Source organism: Bradyrhizobium sp. WSM1417, from assembly GCF_000515415.1.
Taxonomy (GTDB): domain Bacteria; phylum Pseudomonadota; class Alphaproteobacteria; order Rhizobiales; family Xanthobacteraceae; genus Bradyrhizobium.
Genome location: NZ_KI911783.1, coordinates 4,381,320 through 4,396,674, shown reverse-complemented (window position 1 = coordinate 4,396,674; position 15,355 = coordinate 4,381,320). Strand labels below are relative to the sequence as shown.

Sequence of the window (15,355 nt, the reverse complement as noted above, 5' to 3'; positions counted from 1 at the left end):
CGTAGGGTGTGAATGCCGGGTTAGTCGCATCTCTTCGGGTTCGCTCGAGAGGATGGGTGCCGATGGACCGATTGTTGCGTCAATTCCTGTCTCAATTCATCCGCCGCGGGTCGATGACGGTGACCACGGCGAAGGGCTCGAAGTTCACCGTCGGCGACGGCTCGGGCGAACCGGTCGCAGTCCGCTTCGTCACCGCGGACGCAGAGCGGAAGATCCTCGTCAATCCCGAACTCGGGCTTGGCGAGGCCTATATGGACGGCGAGTTCGTCGTCGAGCACGGCACCATAGCTGATGCCCTCGCGATCCTGCTCGATCAACCCGACCTATTGCCGCACTGGGCGAAACCCTGGTGGCACCTGCGCTATCTGGTGCGGCACCTGAAGCAGTTCAATCCACGCCCGCGCTCCCGCAGCAACGTCGCACACCATTACGATCTCGATGCAAGGCTCTATTCGCTCTTCCTCGACGCCGACAAGCAATACAGCTGCGCCTATTTCGAGACGCCGGAGAGCACGCTCGACGATGCGCAGCTCGCCAAGAAACGGCATATCGCCGCAAAGCTGCTCGTCAAAAGCGGCCAGCGCGTGCTCGACATCGGCTCGGGCTGGGGCGGACTTGGGCTCTATCTCGCCGAGATCGCAGGTGCTGACGTCACCGGCGTCACGTTGTCGACCGAGCAGTTGCAGATCGCCAATACGCGCGCAGCCGAAAAGGGCCTGACCAGATCGGCCAAATTCCTGCTTCAGGACTATCGCGACATCGCCGGCCCGTTCGACCGCATCGTCTCAGTCGGCATGTTGGAGCATGTCGGCGCGCGCTTCTACGACACCTACTTCCAGCGCTGCGCCGAGCTTCTGGACAAGGACGGCGTCATGTTGCTGCACTCGATCGGCCGTTCGCAGGGCCCGGACTCCACCAATCCCTGGATCGCCAAATACATATTTCCCGGCGGCTACATCCCTGCCCTCTCGGAGGTGCTGCCGGCCATCGAGCGCGCCGGCCTGCTGGTCTGCGACATCGAGATACTGCGCCTGCACTACGCCGAAACGCTGAAGGCATGGCGCGAGCGCTTCATGGCGCGACGCGAAGAAGCCGTGCAGCTGTATGACGAGCGCTTCGCGCTGATGTGGGAATTTTATCTGGCAGCCAGCGAGATGACGTTCCGCAAGCAGGATATGATGAACTTCCAGATCCAACTCACCCGGCGTCAAGGCGTAGTGCCGATGACGCGCAATTACATCGCGCGTGAAGAAGCCCGCCTGCGGGCTGTCGAAGCCGGCGCCACGCCGAGACTGAAGCTGGCTGGTGAATAAGTCCTAGTGGCGCAGGGTCGAAACCGGAGCGGACGGGTAAGAGGCCGTTAAGGCCAATTGCATCCGCAGTGCCTTCAGGATTTCGGGGGCGACCGGTTCCCGACGCACTTCCGGCCGCTCAGCGTGCTCCATGGCCGCGATCAGCCCCGACAGCCAAAGTCGGCCGCCTGCTTCGCTTCGCCAATTCCGGGGCTGCCGTTCTGGCCGCATCGCTTGCCTCGTTCCCTGGTGGCAGATCGGGAGACAACCCCCCGCCCCGCTAACCTGTTCCGGCTGTACCCCCGAAAGAATCCGGGGAGATGTGATCTGCTTCACATAAGTCTCGTCGGCCCTGGCTTAGACCGTCGCCATGAGCAACGAGACCAAAACCTCATTCGACGTGCAGGACGACCTCCGCACCGATTACGCCCTGATCGCTACCGGCGTCGGGGCGGCCCTGGTTGCACTGGTTTACCTCCTGCTGGTCTGAACCGAGCCGAAAGCGCGCCCAGCGTGCATCATTCGCGCGCGTCTCGATATGTCGACCCGCCGACCCATCAGGTTCACTTCATCCGGCGTTTTCCGCGGCACGGTAGCGGCCGCTTTAGGCGGCGACCTGGTTCTACGAAAATCCGTCAAGCGGGGCGCGTGCTGCGGCGGCCAATCATCCACCATTTTAATGATCGGTTGATAGCGGCCAGCTTTCGCTTCCGCTTTGGTCTGAGGCGGCGCTTTATCCCGGCCCCGCATCCGCCCCAGAAAATTGCTATCGCTCGACCATGGCCCTGACTGATTCGAACGTTCTCAAACTCGCGCCCGAAGCCGGAACCCCCGCCTATCGAAGCGCGCCGCATAATATTGAAGCGGAACAGAGCCTTCTGGGCGCGATCCTGGTCAACAATGACGCGTTTTACCGCGTTTCCGACTTCCTGGAGCCGAAGCATTATTTCGAGCCGCTGCACCAGACCATCTTCGAGACCGCCTCGAGCCTGATCCGGATGGGCAAGATCGCGACGCCCGTCACGCTGAAGACATTCCTGCCCGCCGACACCGACATCGGCGGCATGACCATCGGGCAATATCTGGCGCGCCTCGCCGCCGAAGCGACCACCATCATCAATGCCCAGGATTATGGGCGCACCATCTACGATCTGGCATTGCGACGCGACCTGATCGGCATCGGCGAGGACATGGTCAATGTCGCCTATGACGCCCCTGTTGACTTCGCGCCACGGGCGCAGATCGAGGACGCCGAACGCCGCCTCTACGAACTCGCCGAATCCGGTCGCTATGACGGCGGCTTCCAGAAATTCTCGCAGGCGCTGACGCTTGCGGTCGATCTGGCCGCGAAAGCGTTCCAGCGCGACGGAAAGCTGTCGGGCATCTCGACCGGCCTGCGCGACCTCGACACCAAGATGGGCGGATTGCAGCACTCCGACCTCATCATCGTCGCCGGCCGCCCCGGCATGGGCAAGACCTCGCTTGCAACCAACATCGCCTACAACGTCGCCCGGGCCTACGTTCCAGAGCTCCAGGCCGACGGCACCATGAGGGCCGCCCATGGCGGCGTCATCGGCTTCTTCTCCTGCGAAATGTCGGCCGACCAGCTCGCCACACGTATCGTGGCCGAGCGCACCGGCATCCCCTCCTCGTCGATCCGCCGCGGCGGCATCTCCGAGGCCGATTTCGAGAAGATCCGCGAGGTCTCGATCGAGCTGCAGTCGCTGCCCTTCTATGTCGACGAAACGGGCGGTCTCTCGATTGCGCAGCTGATGGCGCGCGCCCGCCGGCTGAAGCGGCAGAAGGGCCTCGACCTCATCGTCATCGATTACATCCAGCTCTTGTCGGGTTCGGGCAAGCGCAGCGAAAACCGCGTGCAGGAAATCACCGAGATCACGACCAGCCTGAAAGCGCTCGCCAAGGAACTGAGCGTGCCCGTGATTGCGCTCTCGCAGCTCTCGCGCCAGGTCGAATCCCGTGACGACAAGCGGCCGCAGCTCTCGGATTTGCGCGAATCGGGCTCGATCGAGCAGGACGCCGACGTCGTGCTGTTCGTCTACCGCGAGGAATATTACCTCGGAAACAAGGAGCCGCGCCCGGGTACACCCGAGCACGAAAAATGGCGCCTGGACATGGATCTTGCGCATGGCAAGGCCGAAGTCATCATCGGCAAGCAGCGCCACGGCCCGACCGGCACCGTCGACGTGGCCTTCGAAGCGTCGATCACACGGTTCGGCGACCTCGCGCCGGACAGCCAGGTGCCGGACCGCGGCGGCGGCGACTACTGAGTTCCCTGGGTTGAACCTGACCGGCCTCTTGCGTAAAACGGCGCCATGACAATGGCGTCCGACCCGAAAATGATCCCGCAATCCGGCCTTCTCTCCGCGGAGGCCAATCAGGCTGCCGCGCTCGCGACCTTCGGCGGCGTGCTCACCGTCGACCTCGACGCCATCATCGCCAATTGGCGCAAGCTCGAGAAGACGGCGGTGCCGGCCGAATGTTCGGCAGTGATCAAGGCAGACGCCTATGGCTGCGGCGCCGAGCAAGTCGCGCGTGCCCTGAACAAGGCCGGCTGCAAAACCTTCTTCGTCGCTACCATCGAGGAAGCGCGCAAGGTGCGCGCGGCGGTGCCGGAGCCTGCGATCTACGTGCTCGGCGGCTATTTCCAGAACACGGGCGAGCACTACGCCCAGATCAACTGCCGCCCCGTGATCGGCGATCTCAACGAGCTTGCCGAGTGGGACGTGTTCTGCCGCCGCACCGGCTGGACCGGTGGCGCCGCCATCCACATCGACACCGGCATGAATCGGCTCGGCCTGACGCTTGCGGAAGCACAGGCCATCATCCCCCGCATCAACGCCGGCGATCACGGCATCACGCTGGTGATGAGCCATCTGGTTTCGGCCGAACAGCTCAACAACCCGGTGAACGCCAAGCAACTCGCGGCCTTCCGCGGCATCGCCAGCGAATTCTCCGGCGTGCCGGCGGCGCTCGCCAATTCGTCAGGCGTCTTTCTCGGCGCGCCCTTCCAGTTCGACATGGTGCGGCCGGGCGCCGCGCTCTACGGCGTCAACCCGACGCCGGAGGCCGACAATCCGATGCAGCCGGTGGTCGATCTCAAGGCCCGCATCGTGCAGATCCGCAATATCGAGCGCGGCGAGAGCGTCGGCTATGGCGGCACCTGGACCGCACGGCGGCCGACGAAACTGGCGATCATCGCGGTCGGCTATGCCGACGGCTATTTCCGCGCCGCAAGCTCCAACGATGGCACCCGCGGCGCCGAGGTCATCGTCGCCGGCAAGCGCTGTCCGGTCGCCGGCCGCGTCTCGATGGATCTGATCGCGATCGACATCACCGATCTGCCGCCGAACGCGGCGCGGCGCGGCCACATGGTGACGCTGCTCGGCGAGGGCATCACCGTCGACGAGCTCGCGCATCATTTCGGAACGATCGGCTACGAGGTGCTGACCAGCCTCGGCCGCCGCTACGCCCGCATCTACAAGGGCGGGAATGTGGTGGAGCCGCTGGCCAAGCCGGCGCCCGCACAGGCGGTCGAGCAGCAACCGCCCGCTCCGCCGCCGATCGAGCAGCCCGCGAGCCCGCCGCCGCTGCCGGGCTGAGCAGCGCGCCGCTTACTTCTTTTTCCTGCTGTCCAGCGCCGTCTTGCAAGTTGCGCTGAGCTTGTCGCGCTTGGCGTTGAGGCAGGCGACGATGCCGCCACCCGGCGCAATGCCGGCGCAGAATTTGTCATAGTCCGCCTTGCACGCGCCGCGTGGATCGGATGATTGTGCCGAGACGCCCCCGGAGAACGCAACGGCGACGGCGATAACGGCAAAGCTCAACTTGGACATTGTTTCTCCGGTAACGGAAGGCAGGAGCCGGTAGCTCTACATGAAGATCGCGACATTCAACATCAACAACATCAATCGGCGCCTGCCCAATCTGTTGGCATGGATGCGAACGGCGAAGCCCGACGTCGTCGCACTTCAGGAGTTGAAGGCAAGTGATGGCGAATTTCCGGCGGCCGCGATCGAAAAGGCCGGTTACGGCGCAGTGTGGTGTGGACAGAAGACCTGGAACGGCGTCGCCATCCTGGCCCGCAATGCCGAGCCCATTCTCACCCGCGATCGCTTGCCGGGAAAGCCTGCCGATCACGAAGCCCGCTACATCGAGGCCGCGGTACGCGGTGTCATCGTCACCAGCATCTACCTGCCGAACGGCAATCCGCAACCGGGACCGAAATTCGACTACAAGCTCGACTGGTTCGCGCGGCTCAAGCGCCATGCCAGAACGTTGATCAAGCAGGACCTGCCCGTGGTGCTCGCCGGCGACTACAACGTTGCGCCTGATGAGATCGACATCTATCCGACGCGCTCGTGGGACAAGGATGCCTTGATCCAGCCGAAGAGCCGTGCAGCTTTTGCCTCGCTGGTGGCGCAAGGCTGGTGTGACGCGATCCGCGAACTGCACCCGGAGAAACGCATCTACACCTTCTGGGATTACAAGCGAAACCGCTGGCCGCGCGATGCGGGCCTGCGGCTCGATCATCTCCTGCTCAGCCCTGCCCTCGCCTCACGCCTGGCAAAAGCCGGCGTGGACAAGAAGGTTCGCGGCGAGGAAGGCGCGAGCGATCACGCACCGGCGTGGGTGGTGCTGCGCTAGGTCAGCGCCCGTAATAGTCCTGCACCGTGTCCCACGCTGCTTTTTGCAGCAGCTCCACCGTCGGTGCGTCCAGTCCCATCGTGTAGGAATTGCCGACCGGCGAGCGGCCCGTCAGCGCGGCGAAGGTCACGCAGGTCGCCAGATACGTGCCTGCGGGGCTCGGGTGCCGCTTGTCCGGCGCATACAGATTGAGCTCGGGCTGCAGCTTGCGCACGCGTGCGAAGGCAAGGCCTGCGGGAATGACCAGTGCATCATTGGCGTTGCCTGCGATCGTGTAGGCCTCGGCCAGCGCTTCCGTCATCTCAGGCTTGTCGGCATAGGCCCAGGACATGAACACGACCGGGCGCATGCCGTGGGAGCGGACGATCTCGCTGTCCTTCTTCGCGAAGGTCGCGAACGCGTCCTGCAATTGCGGATGGATGGGGCACTGGCTGCAATCCATCATCACGACGGCGTCGTACTGCCTGCCCGGCTTGTTGAAGACGACGTTGTTCTGCTCGTCGAACGAATAGCCGCCGAGGCCGCCCGGCCGCAGCAGATTGTCCATGTCGTGCCAATCGAGGCCGGAGCCGCCGATCGTTGCCATGGTGTTGCGATAGGCTGCCTTGTCTTCGGGATAGGCAGCCCGCTCCATGAAGGAGAGATGCCCGGGCATGCCGTTGTTGTAGTAGAAGAAGCTGTTGCCGACGAACAGCGCGGCCTTGGGAAAATCCGGTCCTGACGTCGTGACCTTGGGCCTGGTCTGCGCCTGCGCATTGACGCTGGCTACAACGGCCAGACACATCGCGAGCATCACTCGCGCGAAAAGACGCATCATCGGCTTCCTCCCTTTTTCTGTCGGGCCGGAAACAGATCAGCTTTTCAACAGTGCCTCAAGAGCGCGGACGAGCAGCAGACATGCGTGAGAGCGCATGCTCACCACAGATTCTTGCCGTCGATCATAGTCACCGGCACGGCCTCCAGATCGAATTCGTCGAACAGGCGCGCGTTGACGGCGACCCTCGGATTGTCGAAATCGGGTTTGCCGGTGGACCAGTCCGGCGACTCCGAATAGGTACCGCAGCCGCAGCTTGCGCAGAAATGGTGTTTGACGGTGCGGCTGCCCCAGAGATAGGTCGCGACGTTCTCCGCGGGCGACAGCAGCCGAAATTGCGCCGGCGTGTAATAGGCCCACAACGCGCCGCGCTTGGCGCAGAGCGAGCAGGTGCAACGGGTCACGCTCGAGGGCGCCTCCGTCACCTCGAACACCGTCTCACCGCAATGACAGCTTCCCTCGACCCGCATGACCCGCTCTCCGTTTTGTCAGGAGATGGTCGTAGCCGGACCCTGCTGCCAACATGCTGTCAGCAGCGCGCAGCCGGGTTTGCTCGAGTGCTGCGAGCCCCGACTTGCCGCGCCACCCCACCAAAAACATGAAAAACAACCCCATGCACAGTAGCCGACCGCTGGCAAATCAATGGGTTACGCATGCTCCGAAACACAGGTTTGACGCGTTGGGCGAACACTGGCGGGATGTCTTTAGAAGCGGTCATCGACAGGATTGAGCGTGGGCTTCATCGCTGCAGCGCGTCATGCGATACGAAGGGCCGACCGGAGACAGCTCGGGCCGCTTGATATGAAGGGACAGCGCACCGACGCGCCTCTTCAGGAGAGTCGTAGGCATGAAATTGCGATGGCGAATTGCAATCTTTGGTGCGGCTCTAATCGGCGCAGCTTTGAGCTACGCTTATACTCATACCGCAATCAGGGTGACTGAGCCGTGCCGGAGAAGTCCTTCGGGAGAGGTGGTCTGTCCTCCGCCCTACAAGCCGTAATGCTTATGCCTACCGGATGACCTCGTAGGCGACTTGCATTGCCTCCTCGTTCTCCGTCGCAGGATGGCGACGGAGGACTGAGTTACTGGGCCTCGGCGATCCTCGGTCCAGATGACGGCATCTGCGCGTGAGTTGCCGCGGGCCGGTTCGAAGGCGATGCCGGGTCCGGTAATCGGAAAGCGGCGTCGGCCGGCGCTCCCTGGGGTGGGCGGCGGGCAACGGTTGTCGGAAGCACGATCACTTTCGCGCCGACTTTCACGCGATCATAGAGGTCAACGACGTCCTCATTGGTCAGCCGGATACAGCCGGACGAGACCCGCTTCCCGATCGTATCGGGCTTGTTGGTGCCGTGAATTCGATATTCGGTGTCGCCCAGATACATCGCCCGAGCGCCAAGCGGGTTGCCCGGGCCACCTGCCATGAACCGCGGCAGATAGGGCTGACGCGAGACCATCTCCGCAGGCGGATGCCAATCCGGCCATTCTGCCTTGCGAGCCACAGTCTGCTCACCGGACCATGTGAAACCTTCGCGGCCAACGCCGATGCCGTAGCGCAGTGCCTGCGCGTCATTCAGAACGAGATAGAGGAATGTGTTCTTGGTATCGATGATCACGGTGCCCGGCGTCTGGCGGCTGGCGTAGTCGACCACCTGCCGCACGAGTGCTCCGGGAACGTCGGCCGCTTTGGGCGGTTCGACCAGAGGCGCCGGGGCCGGAAGCGGAGCCGAAGCCGGCGTCGGAGCCGGAGCTGATGCATGAACAGCCGTTGAGACGTAAACCGGAGTGGACGACGCTTGGGCTTCGTGCGCGGTCGGCTTTCGGGCCGGTTGCAGGTTCGTCGGTCGGGACAGCAAACCGTACCCCAACGCGGCGACGGCCACGGCGCCAATTGCAACTCGCGCGGCCATCGGAATTGCGAACGTCTCCGCCTTTCCGCGCTTGGACCGCTTACCCATACTCTTCCCCCAGATCACTATGCTCACGAGAGGTACCCAGTAAGATTTAAGAAACTTCGAAGCGATTTCGCTCAGACTGGAACCGTCGGCGACGGTTAACGCCGGCTCTCGTTCGGCAAGATGGGGTTCCCTCGCCTCGCTGATCGCCCGCGCCGCTGGCCACGTCTAAACTCTCCCGATTCGTGGAGACCGTTTTGGCTTTCCTCTTCGTCCTCATCGTCGGCCTCGTCGCAGGCACCATTTCCGGCATCGTCGGCACGGGCTCGTCGATCATGCTGATGCCGGTGCTGGTCTATGCCTACGGGCCAAAGGAGGCGGTGCCGATCATGGCGGTGGCCGCCGTCATGGCCAATCTCTCACGGATCCTGGCCTGGTGGCGCGAGGTCGATTGGCGTGCCTGCGCGGCCTATTCGGTCACGGGCATTCCGGCTGCCGTGCTCGGCGCGCGGACGCTGCTGGCGCTGCCCTCGCACGCCGTCGATCTTGCCATCGGGGTCTTCCTGATCGCGATGGTGCCGGTGCGACACTGGCTGGCGCGGCACGATCTCAAGGCCAATCTCTGGCACCTGGCGATCGGCGGGGCCGTCATCGGTTATCTCACCGGCATCGTCGTCTCCACCGGCCCGCTCAGCGTCCCGCTGTTCCTGTTCTACGGCTTGTCCCGGGGCGCCTTCCTCGCCACCGAAGCGGCTTCTTCGCTCGGGCTCTATGCCGCGAAATCCGTGACCTTCGAACGGTTCGGCGCGCTGACCGGCGATGTGTTCGTCAAAGGCCTCGTCGCTGGATCGTCGTTGATGGCGGGCGCCTTCATCGCCAAACGCTTCGTGCTGCGCCTGAAGCCGGAGATGTTCCGCGTGGTGATGGACGCGATCATGATCGCGGCCGGCCTCTCCATGCTCTGGAACGCCGCGCAGCCGTAGCCGCGCTGCGCTTCAGACCGCCAACTCGGGCGCGATCGACGGGCTGTCCTCGAGGATGCGGCTCTGGTGAACCGGCCGTCCCTCGAGCCATAGCAACACGGCCTCGAGTGGCTGCGGCCGATGATAGAGAAAGCCCTGCCCGAACCTCACGCCCATCTCGCGCATGGCCTGGGCCTGCTCGGCGCGCTCGATGCCTTCGGCCACCAAAGTGAGGCCCAGCGTGCCGGCGAGCGATGCGATCACGCCAACAATCGCCTTGTCTTCCGCGCTGTCGGGTATCTCGTTGATGAAGGCCTTGTCGATCTTGACCTTGTCCAGCGGAAACCGCCTGAGATGGGCGAGCGAGCTGTAGCCAGTGCCGAAATCGTCGAGCGCGATGGTGGCACCCAGGCGCCGCAGGCGGTGCAGCGTCTCGGATGCGCTGGCCATGTTGTTGATCAGCGATCCCTCGGTGATCTCGAGCTCCAGCAACGATGCCGCGACGTCAAAGCGCGCGCAGGTCGCGCGCAGCTCGGCGGCGAACGAATGGTCGGCGAGCTCGGACGGCGGCAGATTGATCGCGATCCGGATATGCGACCTGCCGGCCGCAGCCAGATGTTGCAGGGCGCGGCAGGCGTCGGTGAGCACATAGCGCGTCAGCCGCGCATTGTTGCCGCTGCGCTCGATCAGCGGCAAGAATTCGCCCGGACCGATCACGCCATGTTCCGGATGGCGCCAGCGGATCAGCGCTTCCAGGCCGACGATGTCGTGGCTTTCGAGATCGACCTGGCTTTGATACCAGACCTCGAATTGCCTCTCGTCGAAGCCTGTGGGAATGGCAAGTTCGAGCTCGCGGCGGCGGCGATAGTCGCGCTGAAGCGCTTCGTCGAGCACCGCGACCGTGCCGGGCGCCTTGCTCTTGGCGTGGTAGAGCGCGATGTCGGCGAGCGCCGGCAGGTGCGAAAGCTCGGGATCTCCGGCACGGCGCACGGCAAGGCCGATGCTGGCACGCGGCACGACTTGCTTGTCGTGAAGCCGGATCGGCTCGGAAATCGCATCAAGCAATTGGCGCGCAAACCTGTGCGCGCTCTCCTCGTTGCTGACCTCGGGGCGAATGACGACGAATTCATCGCCGCCGAGCCGGGCCACCCAATCTTGCGGTTCGACCGCACCACGGAGGCGCTCGGAAATGTGCACCAGGAACTTGTCGCCGGAATCATGGCCAAAAGTGTCGTTGATGCCCTTGAAGTCGTCGAGATCGATGAAGCAGAGCGCGATCAGCGCGTCCGGCGAGCCGGCATCGTGACTCAGGGTCACGAGGTGCTCGGAGAGCGAGCGGCGATTGGGCAGCCCCGTGAGCGGATCGTGCGCGGCCATGTGCCCGAGTCGGTCGAGTGCACCCGACGTCGTGTGCTGCATGGCGTTGAAGGCATGCGCGAGCTGACCGAACTCGTTCGACGATTTGACCTCCGCCGGATAGGCGCGGCCGTCCTGCTTGCTGCGCTGGATCGCGGACATCATTGCCGCCAGCGGCCTGCCGATGAAGAGGTTGGCGGAGATCCGCATGGCGATCAGGGTCGCAAACGTTGCCAACAGGCCGACGACCAGCAGCAGCACCAGCCGGCTGCCCGTGTCCGCGTAGAGCGCCGCATGCGAATATACGATCGCGATGCGGCCGGCCTGCACGGCCATGTTGCCGTTGCTGTAGTTGATCGGACGCGAGATCTCCGCGACCGCCTGCCCCGCCGGGCGCGCCACCACGCGGGCAATCGCGATTCCGGTATCGTCGTAAACGGCCGCCGCGGCGATGCTCTCGTCGTGCATGATCTCGTTGAGCACGCTCTTGACCTGGTCGTAACGCATCTTCCAGAGCGGTTCGGCGATCAGTTCGGCGCGGCTCTCGGCGACGCGGGCGATGCGGGCGTCGAGCTGCCTGATCTGCGACCAGAAGCTCGAGGCCTCGACGCCGGCGGAGGCGAGCAATTGAACCAGCAACAGAACAGGTACTGTCGCCCAGATCATCGCACGGACGACCGAGCGCAAGCGCGGCGGCGCCGCCTGCTGCTTGCGATCCGGATCGGTCATGTCGTCGCCGTTTCGCATCAGTCGGCAGCGCCTTCCACAGGGGTCAGCGACGAGATCAGCGCATCAACGGAGAAGTCGTACTGGCCGCAGCGCCCTGCCTTGGCCCTGAAACGCGCGAAATCGATCCGGTCGAAGGCGCGCGTGGTGATGAGGTCGCCGACCGCAGCGAGGTTGTCGCGCGTGATCGCGGACGTCTTGACCTCGACGCGGGGTGATAGGGCCCCGAAATCGCAGCCATCAGCGTAGTCGCGCAAGAGAACGATCGACCAGCCGCCGAGCAGGAAATGCCCGCCGTCGGTCAAGAGCAGACGACCCGCCTTGATCTCGCGCAGCGCATCCTCCGACCAGTTGAGGCCGACCAATTGGATGTTCCGCCCGGGCGTGAGGCCGGCAGCGCTCACTGCGCGAAGCGCTCCCAGCGCCATCGGATCGTTTCCGGCCCATATGCCCGCAGGCCGGATCTCCTTGCGCGTGGCCCAGCTCAGATAATTCGTGGTGACATGCTCGGCCTCCGACTGCGTCCAGTTGGCGAACAGCATCCGATCCACCACGACGTCGGGCGCGGCGTCCACCGCGAGCTTGAGACCCGCGTTGCGGGCGATCGAGGCCGGCGTGATCTCGTCGCCACCGATGCCGAGAATGTGGATCTTGCCGTCCGGGCTCTGCCATTTCTCGGCACGCGCAGCGTCGATCAGGGCGTTGGCCATCCGCGCGCCCGCGGTCTGAAGATCCGTCGTGATGTCGCCGAGCCAGGTCTTGAGCTTTTGACGCGGCGGTCCAAGACGCGCCGCATCGTCGCCGATCAGCGTGTTCGAGAGCAGCAGCGTCCTGATCCCGGCGGCCTCGGCTGCCTCCATGATCGGGACGGCAGCGGATTCCTCGTTCGAGAGAATGAGAAAGTCGGGCTTGTCGCTGCGTGCCACCACGCCGAACCCGAGCTCCTGCATGGTGCGGTAATTGCGCTCGCTGGTCAGCACCTCGACATGCGCGCCGAGCTTGCGGCCGGCGGCCTGCATGGTCAGCGAAACCATGTCCCAATAGACCTCGCCGGTCTTGCCCGGGTTGACGAAGACGACGTTGAGACGCTTCGCATCGGCCGCAACAGCGCCGCCAGACGGCATCAGAGCGCCGCAGGTGATGCCGAAAGCCAGCAATATCCGCAAAAGTCCGGTCATTCGTTTCGCCATCCCGTATTGGTTCCGAGACTGGACCCGCGTCCGCTAACATTTGGCAAAGTCCGGCCTGTTGCGGCGGCATAGAGCTAACAAAGTGTGTATCAGGCGTGCCGAACTGCGATGCGGTCCGCTCGACTCACGCTCTCGACCCGTCATTCCGTGCTATCAGCAAACCTGAAACCCCCGACTCGCTATCCCCCGGACTCGCTGTCCCCATGGCCAAGAACACACTTTCCTTCGTCTGCCAGAACTGCGGCGCGGCCTATAACCGCTGGCAGGGCAAGTGCGAGTCCTGCGGCGAGTGGAATACGCTCGCGGAGGAGGACACGACCGGCAGCGTGCCGGTGTCGATCCGCTCCAAGCGCAAGGGGCGGACGTTCGCGCTGGAGAGCCTGTCCGGAAAAACCCAGGACGCCCCGCGTCTGTCCTCGGGCATGACGGAGCTCGATCGCGTCACCGGCGGCGGCTTCGTGCGCGGCTCGGTGCTTCTGGTCGGCGGCGATCCCGGCATCGGCAAGTCGACGCTGCTGACGCAGGCCACAAGCCTGCTCGCACGCGCCGGTCACCGCGTCGTCTACATCTCCGGCGAAGAGGCGGTCGCACAGGTGCGGTTGCGCGCGGAGCGGCTCGGGCTGTCGGATGCGCCGGTGCAGCTCGCCGCCGAGACGTCGGTCGAAGACATCGTCTCGACGCTGTCCGAGGGCGCGGTGCCCCGGCTGATCGTGATCGATTCGATCCAGACGATGTGGACCGACACGGTGGAATCGGCGCCCGGCACGGTGACGCAAGTGCGCGCCTCGGCACAGGCCCTGATTCGTTTTGCCAAAAGGACCGGCGCGGCCATCATCCTGGTCGGCCACGTCACCAAGGACGGCCAGATCGCAGGCCCTCGCGTGGTCGAGCACATGGTCGATGCGGTGCTGTCGTTCGAGGGCGAAGGCTCGCAGCAATTCCGCATCCTGCGTGCCGTGAAGAATCGTTTCGGGCCGACCGACGAGATCGGCGTGTTCGAGATGACCGGGCTTGGCCTGCGCGAAGTCACCAACCCCTCCGAGCTGTTTTTGTCCGAGCGCGATCTCGGCACGCCCGGCACCGCAGTCTTCGCGGGCATCGAGGGCACAAGGCCCGTTCTGGTCGAATTGCAGGCGCTGGTGGCGCCGACCTCGCTCGGCACCCCGCGACGGGCCGTGGTCGGCTGGGATCCGAGCCGGCTGTCGATGGTGCTGGCGGTGCTGGAGGCCCATTGCGGGGTCAAGCTGTCCGGCCACGACGTCTATCTGAACGTCGCGGGCGGCCTGCGCATCCACGAGCCGGCGGCTGATCTGGCCGCCGCGGCAGCGCTGGTGTCCTCGCTGGTTAATGCGCAGTTACCCACCGATGCGGTCTATTTCGGTGAGATCTCGCTCTCCGGCGTGGTGCGCCCGGTGGCGCAGACCCCGGCCCGGCTGAAAGAAGCGGCAAAACTCGGCTTTCAGCGCGCTGTGCTGCCCGAATCGGCCCGGGGCGAAGCCGGCGGCGATGCCGGTCTGTCGCTGAACGCGATCAACAGCCTGACGACGCTGGTCGCCGAGATCGCCGCGCGCGGCTCCCGGCGGGGCGACTCGAGCGCGCCGGCAGAGAAAAATGCCACACCGGCAAGATTCCGCCGTGGAGAGGGTTAGCCGGTGGTGACGTCCCCCGCCCCCGCCGCTATACAGCCGTCACAAAAGCAGCATGGGATTGCGTGGTTGCGGCCTTGCCGGGAACGTCGTCTGGCCCTCACTTAGGGCGGGCGGCCAAACACCGATTCGCTGAGCACCTTGAAGTACGAGCGGACCAGACCAGCCGATGCCAGTAACCATCCTCGACCTGATCCTGCTCGGTGTGATGCTGATTTCGGGCCTGCTCGCCATGGTTCGCGGCTTCATGCGCGAAATCCTGTCGATCGCGGCCTGGGGCACGGCGGCGATCGTCACGCTTTATTCATTCTCGAAGCTGCTGCCGACCGCAAAGACTTATTTCAACAACGATACCGTCGCGAGCGTGGTCGTGGTCGCCGGCGTGTTCGTGGGCACTTTGGTCGTGGTCTCCGTGATCACCGTCCGGATCTCCGACATGATCCTGGATTCGCGCATCGGCGCGCTGGACCGCACTCTCGGTTTTCTGTTCGGGCTGGCGCGCGGGCTTTTGATCGTCGTGGTCGCCTTCCTGTTCTTCACCTGGCTGGTGCCCGACAAGCAGCGCCCGGACTGGGTCACGGGGGCCAAATCCCGCGTGGTGCTGCAGGGAACCGGCGATTGGCTGATGGCCCTCTTGCCTGACGACCCCGAGAACACCATCTTGAAGAGATTCAAGAAAAACAAACCAGATGAAGAGCAAACTGATTCCGAGCAGCAGCCTTCGGGCAGTGGCGACGGATACAGCAAACCGGCTCGTGACAGCCTTAAAAAGCTGATCGAGAAACCCGCGGCGCGTTGATAAGCCCTAACGAGAG

At 64.3% G+C, this 15,355-nt stretch carries 13 protein-coding genes; 7 read left to right on the top strand and 6 right to left on the bottom strand.

From position 1 onward, the window contains the following. Positions 1-62: 62 nt before the first annotated feature. From BRA1417_RS0121020 to alr, 3 genes are all read left to right on the top strand, one after another. Entirely contained in the window at positions 63-1,313 is a 1,251-nt protein-coding gene (locus BRA1417_RS0121020; protein ID WP_027517511.1) for a cyclopropane-fatty-acyl-phospholipid synthase family protein, read from the top strand. A gap of 758 nt (positions 1,314-2,071) precedes the next feature. After that, positions 2,072-3,580, top strand: a complete 1,509-nt coding sequence (locus tag BRA1417_RS0121010) for a replicative DNA helicase (RefSeq protein ID WP_027517510.1) — start codon at positions 2,072-2,074, stop codon at positions 3,578-3,580. Positions 3,581-3,631: 51 nt separating this feature from the next. Next, a complete protein-coding gene (alr, locus tag BRA1417_RS0121005) occupies positions 3,632-4,912 on the top strand; it encodes an alanine racemase (RefSeq protein ID WP_027517509.1) in 1,281 nt (426 codons plus the stop codon). Positions 4,913-4,924: 12 nt separating this feature from the next. Here the strand turns inward: alr and BRA1417_RS0121000 are convergent, their stop codons facing one another. Beyond that, positions 4,925-5,143: a hypothetical protein gene (locus BRA1417_RS0121000; protein ID WP_027517508.1), complete on the bottom strand. Its 219-nt coding sequence runs from the start codon at positions 5,141-5,143 to the stop codon at positions 4,925-4,927. A gap of 40 nt (positions 5,144-5,183) precedes the next feature. Here BRA1417_RS0121000 and BRA1417_RS0120995 point away from each other — a divergent pair, with 40 nt between their 5' ends. After that, entirely contained in the window at positions 5,184-5,954 is a 771-nt protein-coding gene (locus tag BRA1417_RS0120995; protein ID WP_027517507.1) for an exodeoxyribonuclease III, read from the top strand. Between the two features lies 1 nt (position 5,955). On the opposite strand, the gene BRA1417_RS0120990 is transcribed toward BRA1417_RS0120995, so the two are convergent. From BRA1417_RS0120990 to BRA1417_RS0120980, 3 genes are all read right to left on the bottom strand, one after another. Beyond that, a complete protein-coding gene (locus BRA1417_RS0120990) occupies positions 5,956-6,771 on the bottom strand; it encodes a DUF4886 domain-containing protein (protein ID WP_027517506.1) in 816 nt (271 codons plus the stop codon). A gap of 98 nt (positions 6,772-6,869) precedes the next feature. Next, positions 6,870-7,238: a GFA family protein gene (locus BRA1417_RS0120985; protein WP_027517505.1), complete on the bottom strand. Its 369-nt coding sequence runs from the start codon at positions 7,236-7,238 to the stop codon at positions 6,870-6,872. 612 nt (positions 7,239-7,850) lie between these two features. Continuing rightward, on the bottom strand, positions 7,851-8,723 hold the full coding sequence (locus BRA1417_RS0120980; RefSeq protein ID WP_027517504.1) for a L,D-transpeptidase: 873 nt from the start codon (positions 8,721-8,723) through the stop codon (positions 7,851-7,853). A 194-nt stretch (positions 8,724-8,917) separates the two neighbouring features. On the opposite strand from BRA1417_RS0120980, the gene BRA1417_RS0120975 reads away from it, so the two are divergent. Then, a complete protein-coding gene (locus tag BRA1417_RS0120975; RefSeq protein WP_027517503.1) occupies positions 8,918-9,643 on the top strand; it encodes a sulfite exporter TauE/SafE family protein in 726 nt (241 codons plus the stop codon). A gap of 12 nt (positions 9,644-9,655) precedes the next feature. Here the strand turns inward: BRA1417_RS0120975 and BRA1417_RS0120970 are convergent, their stop codons facing one another. Further along, positions 9,656-11,725 carry a bifunctional diguanylate cyclase/phosphodiesterase gene (locus BRA1417_RS0120970; RefSeq protein WP_027517502.1) on the bottom strand — a complete coding sequence of 690 codons (2,070 nt, stop codon included), beginning with the start codon at positions 11,723-11,725 and terminating at the stop codon, positions 9,656-9,658. After that, positions 11,725-12,882: an ABC transporter substrate-binding protein gene (locus tag BRA1417_RS0120965; RefSeq protein WP_035968684.1), complete on the bottom strand. Its 1,158-nt coding sequence runs from the start codon at positions 12,880-12,882 to the stop codon at positions 11,725-11,727. Before BRA1417_RS0120965 ends, BRA1417_RS0120970 begins: the two co-directional genes overlap by 1 nt. A gap of 215 nt (positions 12,883-13,097) precedes the next feature. On the opposite strand from BRA1417_RS0120965, the gene radA reads away from it, so the two are divergent. Together radA and BRA1417_RS0120955 are read left to right on the top strand one after the other, a co-directional pair. Then, complete coding sequence (gene radA / locus BRA1417_RS0120960) at positions 13,098-14,543, top strand: DNA repair protein RadA (protein WP_027517500.1); 1,446 nt, start codon at positions 13,098-13,100, stop codon at positions 14,541-14,543. 166 nt (positions 14,544-14,709) lie between these two features. After that, positions 14,710-15,339, top strand: a complete 630-nt coding sequence (locus BRA1417_RS0120955; protein WP_007592055.1) for a CvpA family protein — start codon at positions 14,710-14,712, stop codon at positions 15,337-15,339. Positions 15,340-15,355: the final 16 nt, after the last annotated feature.

Bases quoted from the DNA above. Each gene is read 5' to 3' on its own strand.
- BRA1417_RS0121020 (WP_027517511.1), top strand. From the start codon at position 63: ATGGACCGATTGTTGCGTCAATTCCTGTCTCAATTCATCCGCCGCGGG.
- BRA1417_RS0121010 (WP_027517510.1), top strand. From the start codon at position 2,072: ATGGCCCTGACTGATTCGAACGTTCTCAAACTCGCGCCCGAAGCCGGA.
- alr (WP_027517509.1), top strand. From the start codon at position 3,632: ATGGCGTCCGACCCGAAAATGATCCCGCAATCCGGCCTTCTCTCCGCG.
- BRA1417_RS0121000 (WP_027517508.1), bottom strand. From the start codon at position 5,143: ATGTCCAAGTTGAGCTTTGCCGTTATCGCCGTCGCCGTTGCGTTCTCC.
- BRA1417_RS0120995 (WP_027517507.1), top strand. From the start codon at position 5,184: ATGAAGATCGCGACATTCAACATCAACAACATCAATCGGCGCCTGCCC.
- BRA1417_RS0120990 (WP_027517506.1), bottom strand. From the start codon at position 6,771: ATGATGCGTCTTTTCGCGCGAGTGATGCTCGCGATGTGTCTGGCCGTT.
- BRA1417_RS0120985 (WP_027517505.1), bottom strand. From the start codon at position 7,238: ATGCGGGTCGAGGGAAGCTGTCATTGCGGTGAGACGGTGTTCGAGGTG.
- BRA1417_RS0120980 (WP_027517504.1), bottom strand. From the start codon at position 8,723: ATGGGTAAGCGGTCCAAGCGCGGAAAGGCGGAGACGTTCGCAATTCCG.
- BRA1417_RS0120970 (WP_027517502.1), bottom strand. From the start codon at position 11,725: ATGCGAAACGGCGACGACATGACCGATCCGGATCGCAAGCAGCAGGCG.
- BRA1417_RS0120965 (WP_035968684.1), bottom strand. From the start codon at position 12,882: ATGACCGGACTTTTGCGGATATTGCTGGCTTTCGGCATCACCTGCGGC.
- radA (WP_027517500.1), top strand. From the start codon at position 13,098: ATGGCCAAGAACACACTTTCCTTCGTCTGCCAGAACTGCGGCGCGGCC.
- BRA1417_RS0120955 (WP_007592055.1), top strand. From the start codon at position 14,710: ATGCCAGTAACCATCCTCGACCTGATCCTGCTCGGTGTGATGCTGATT.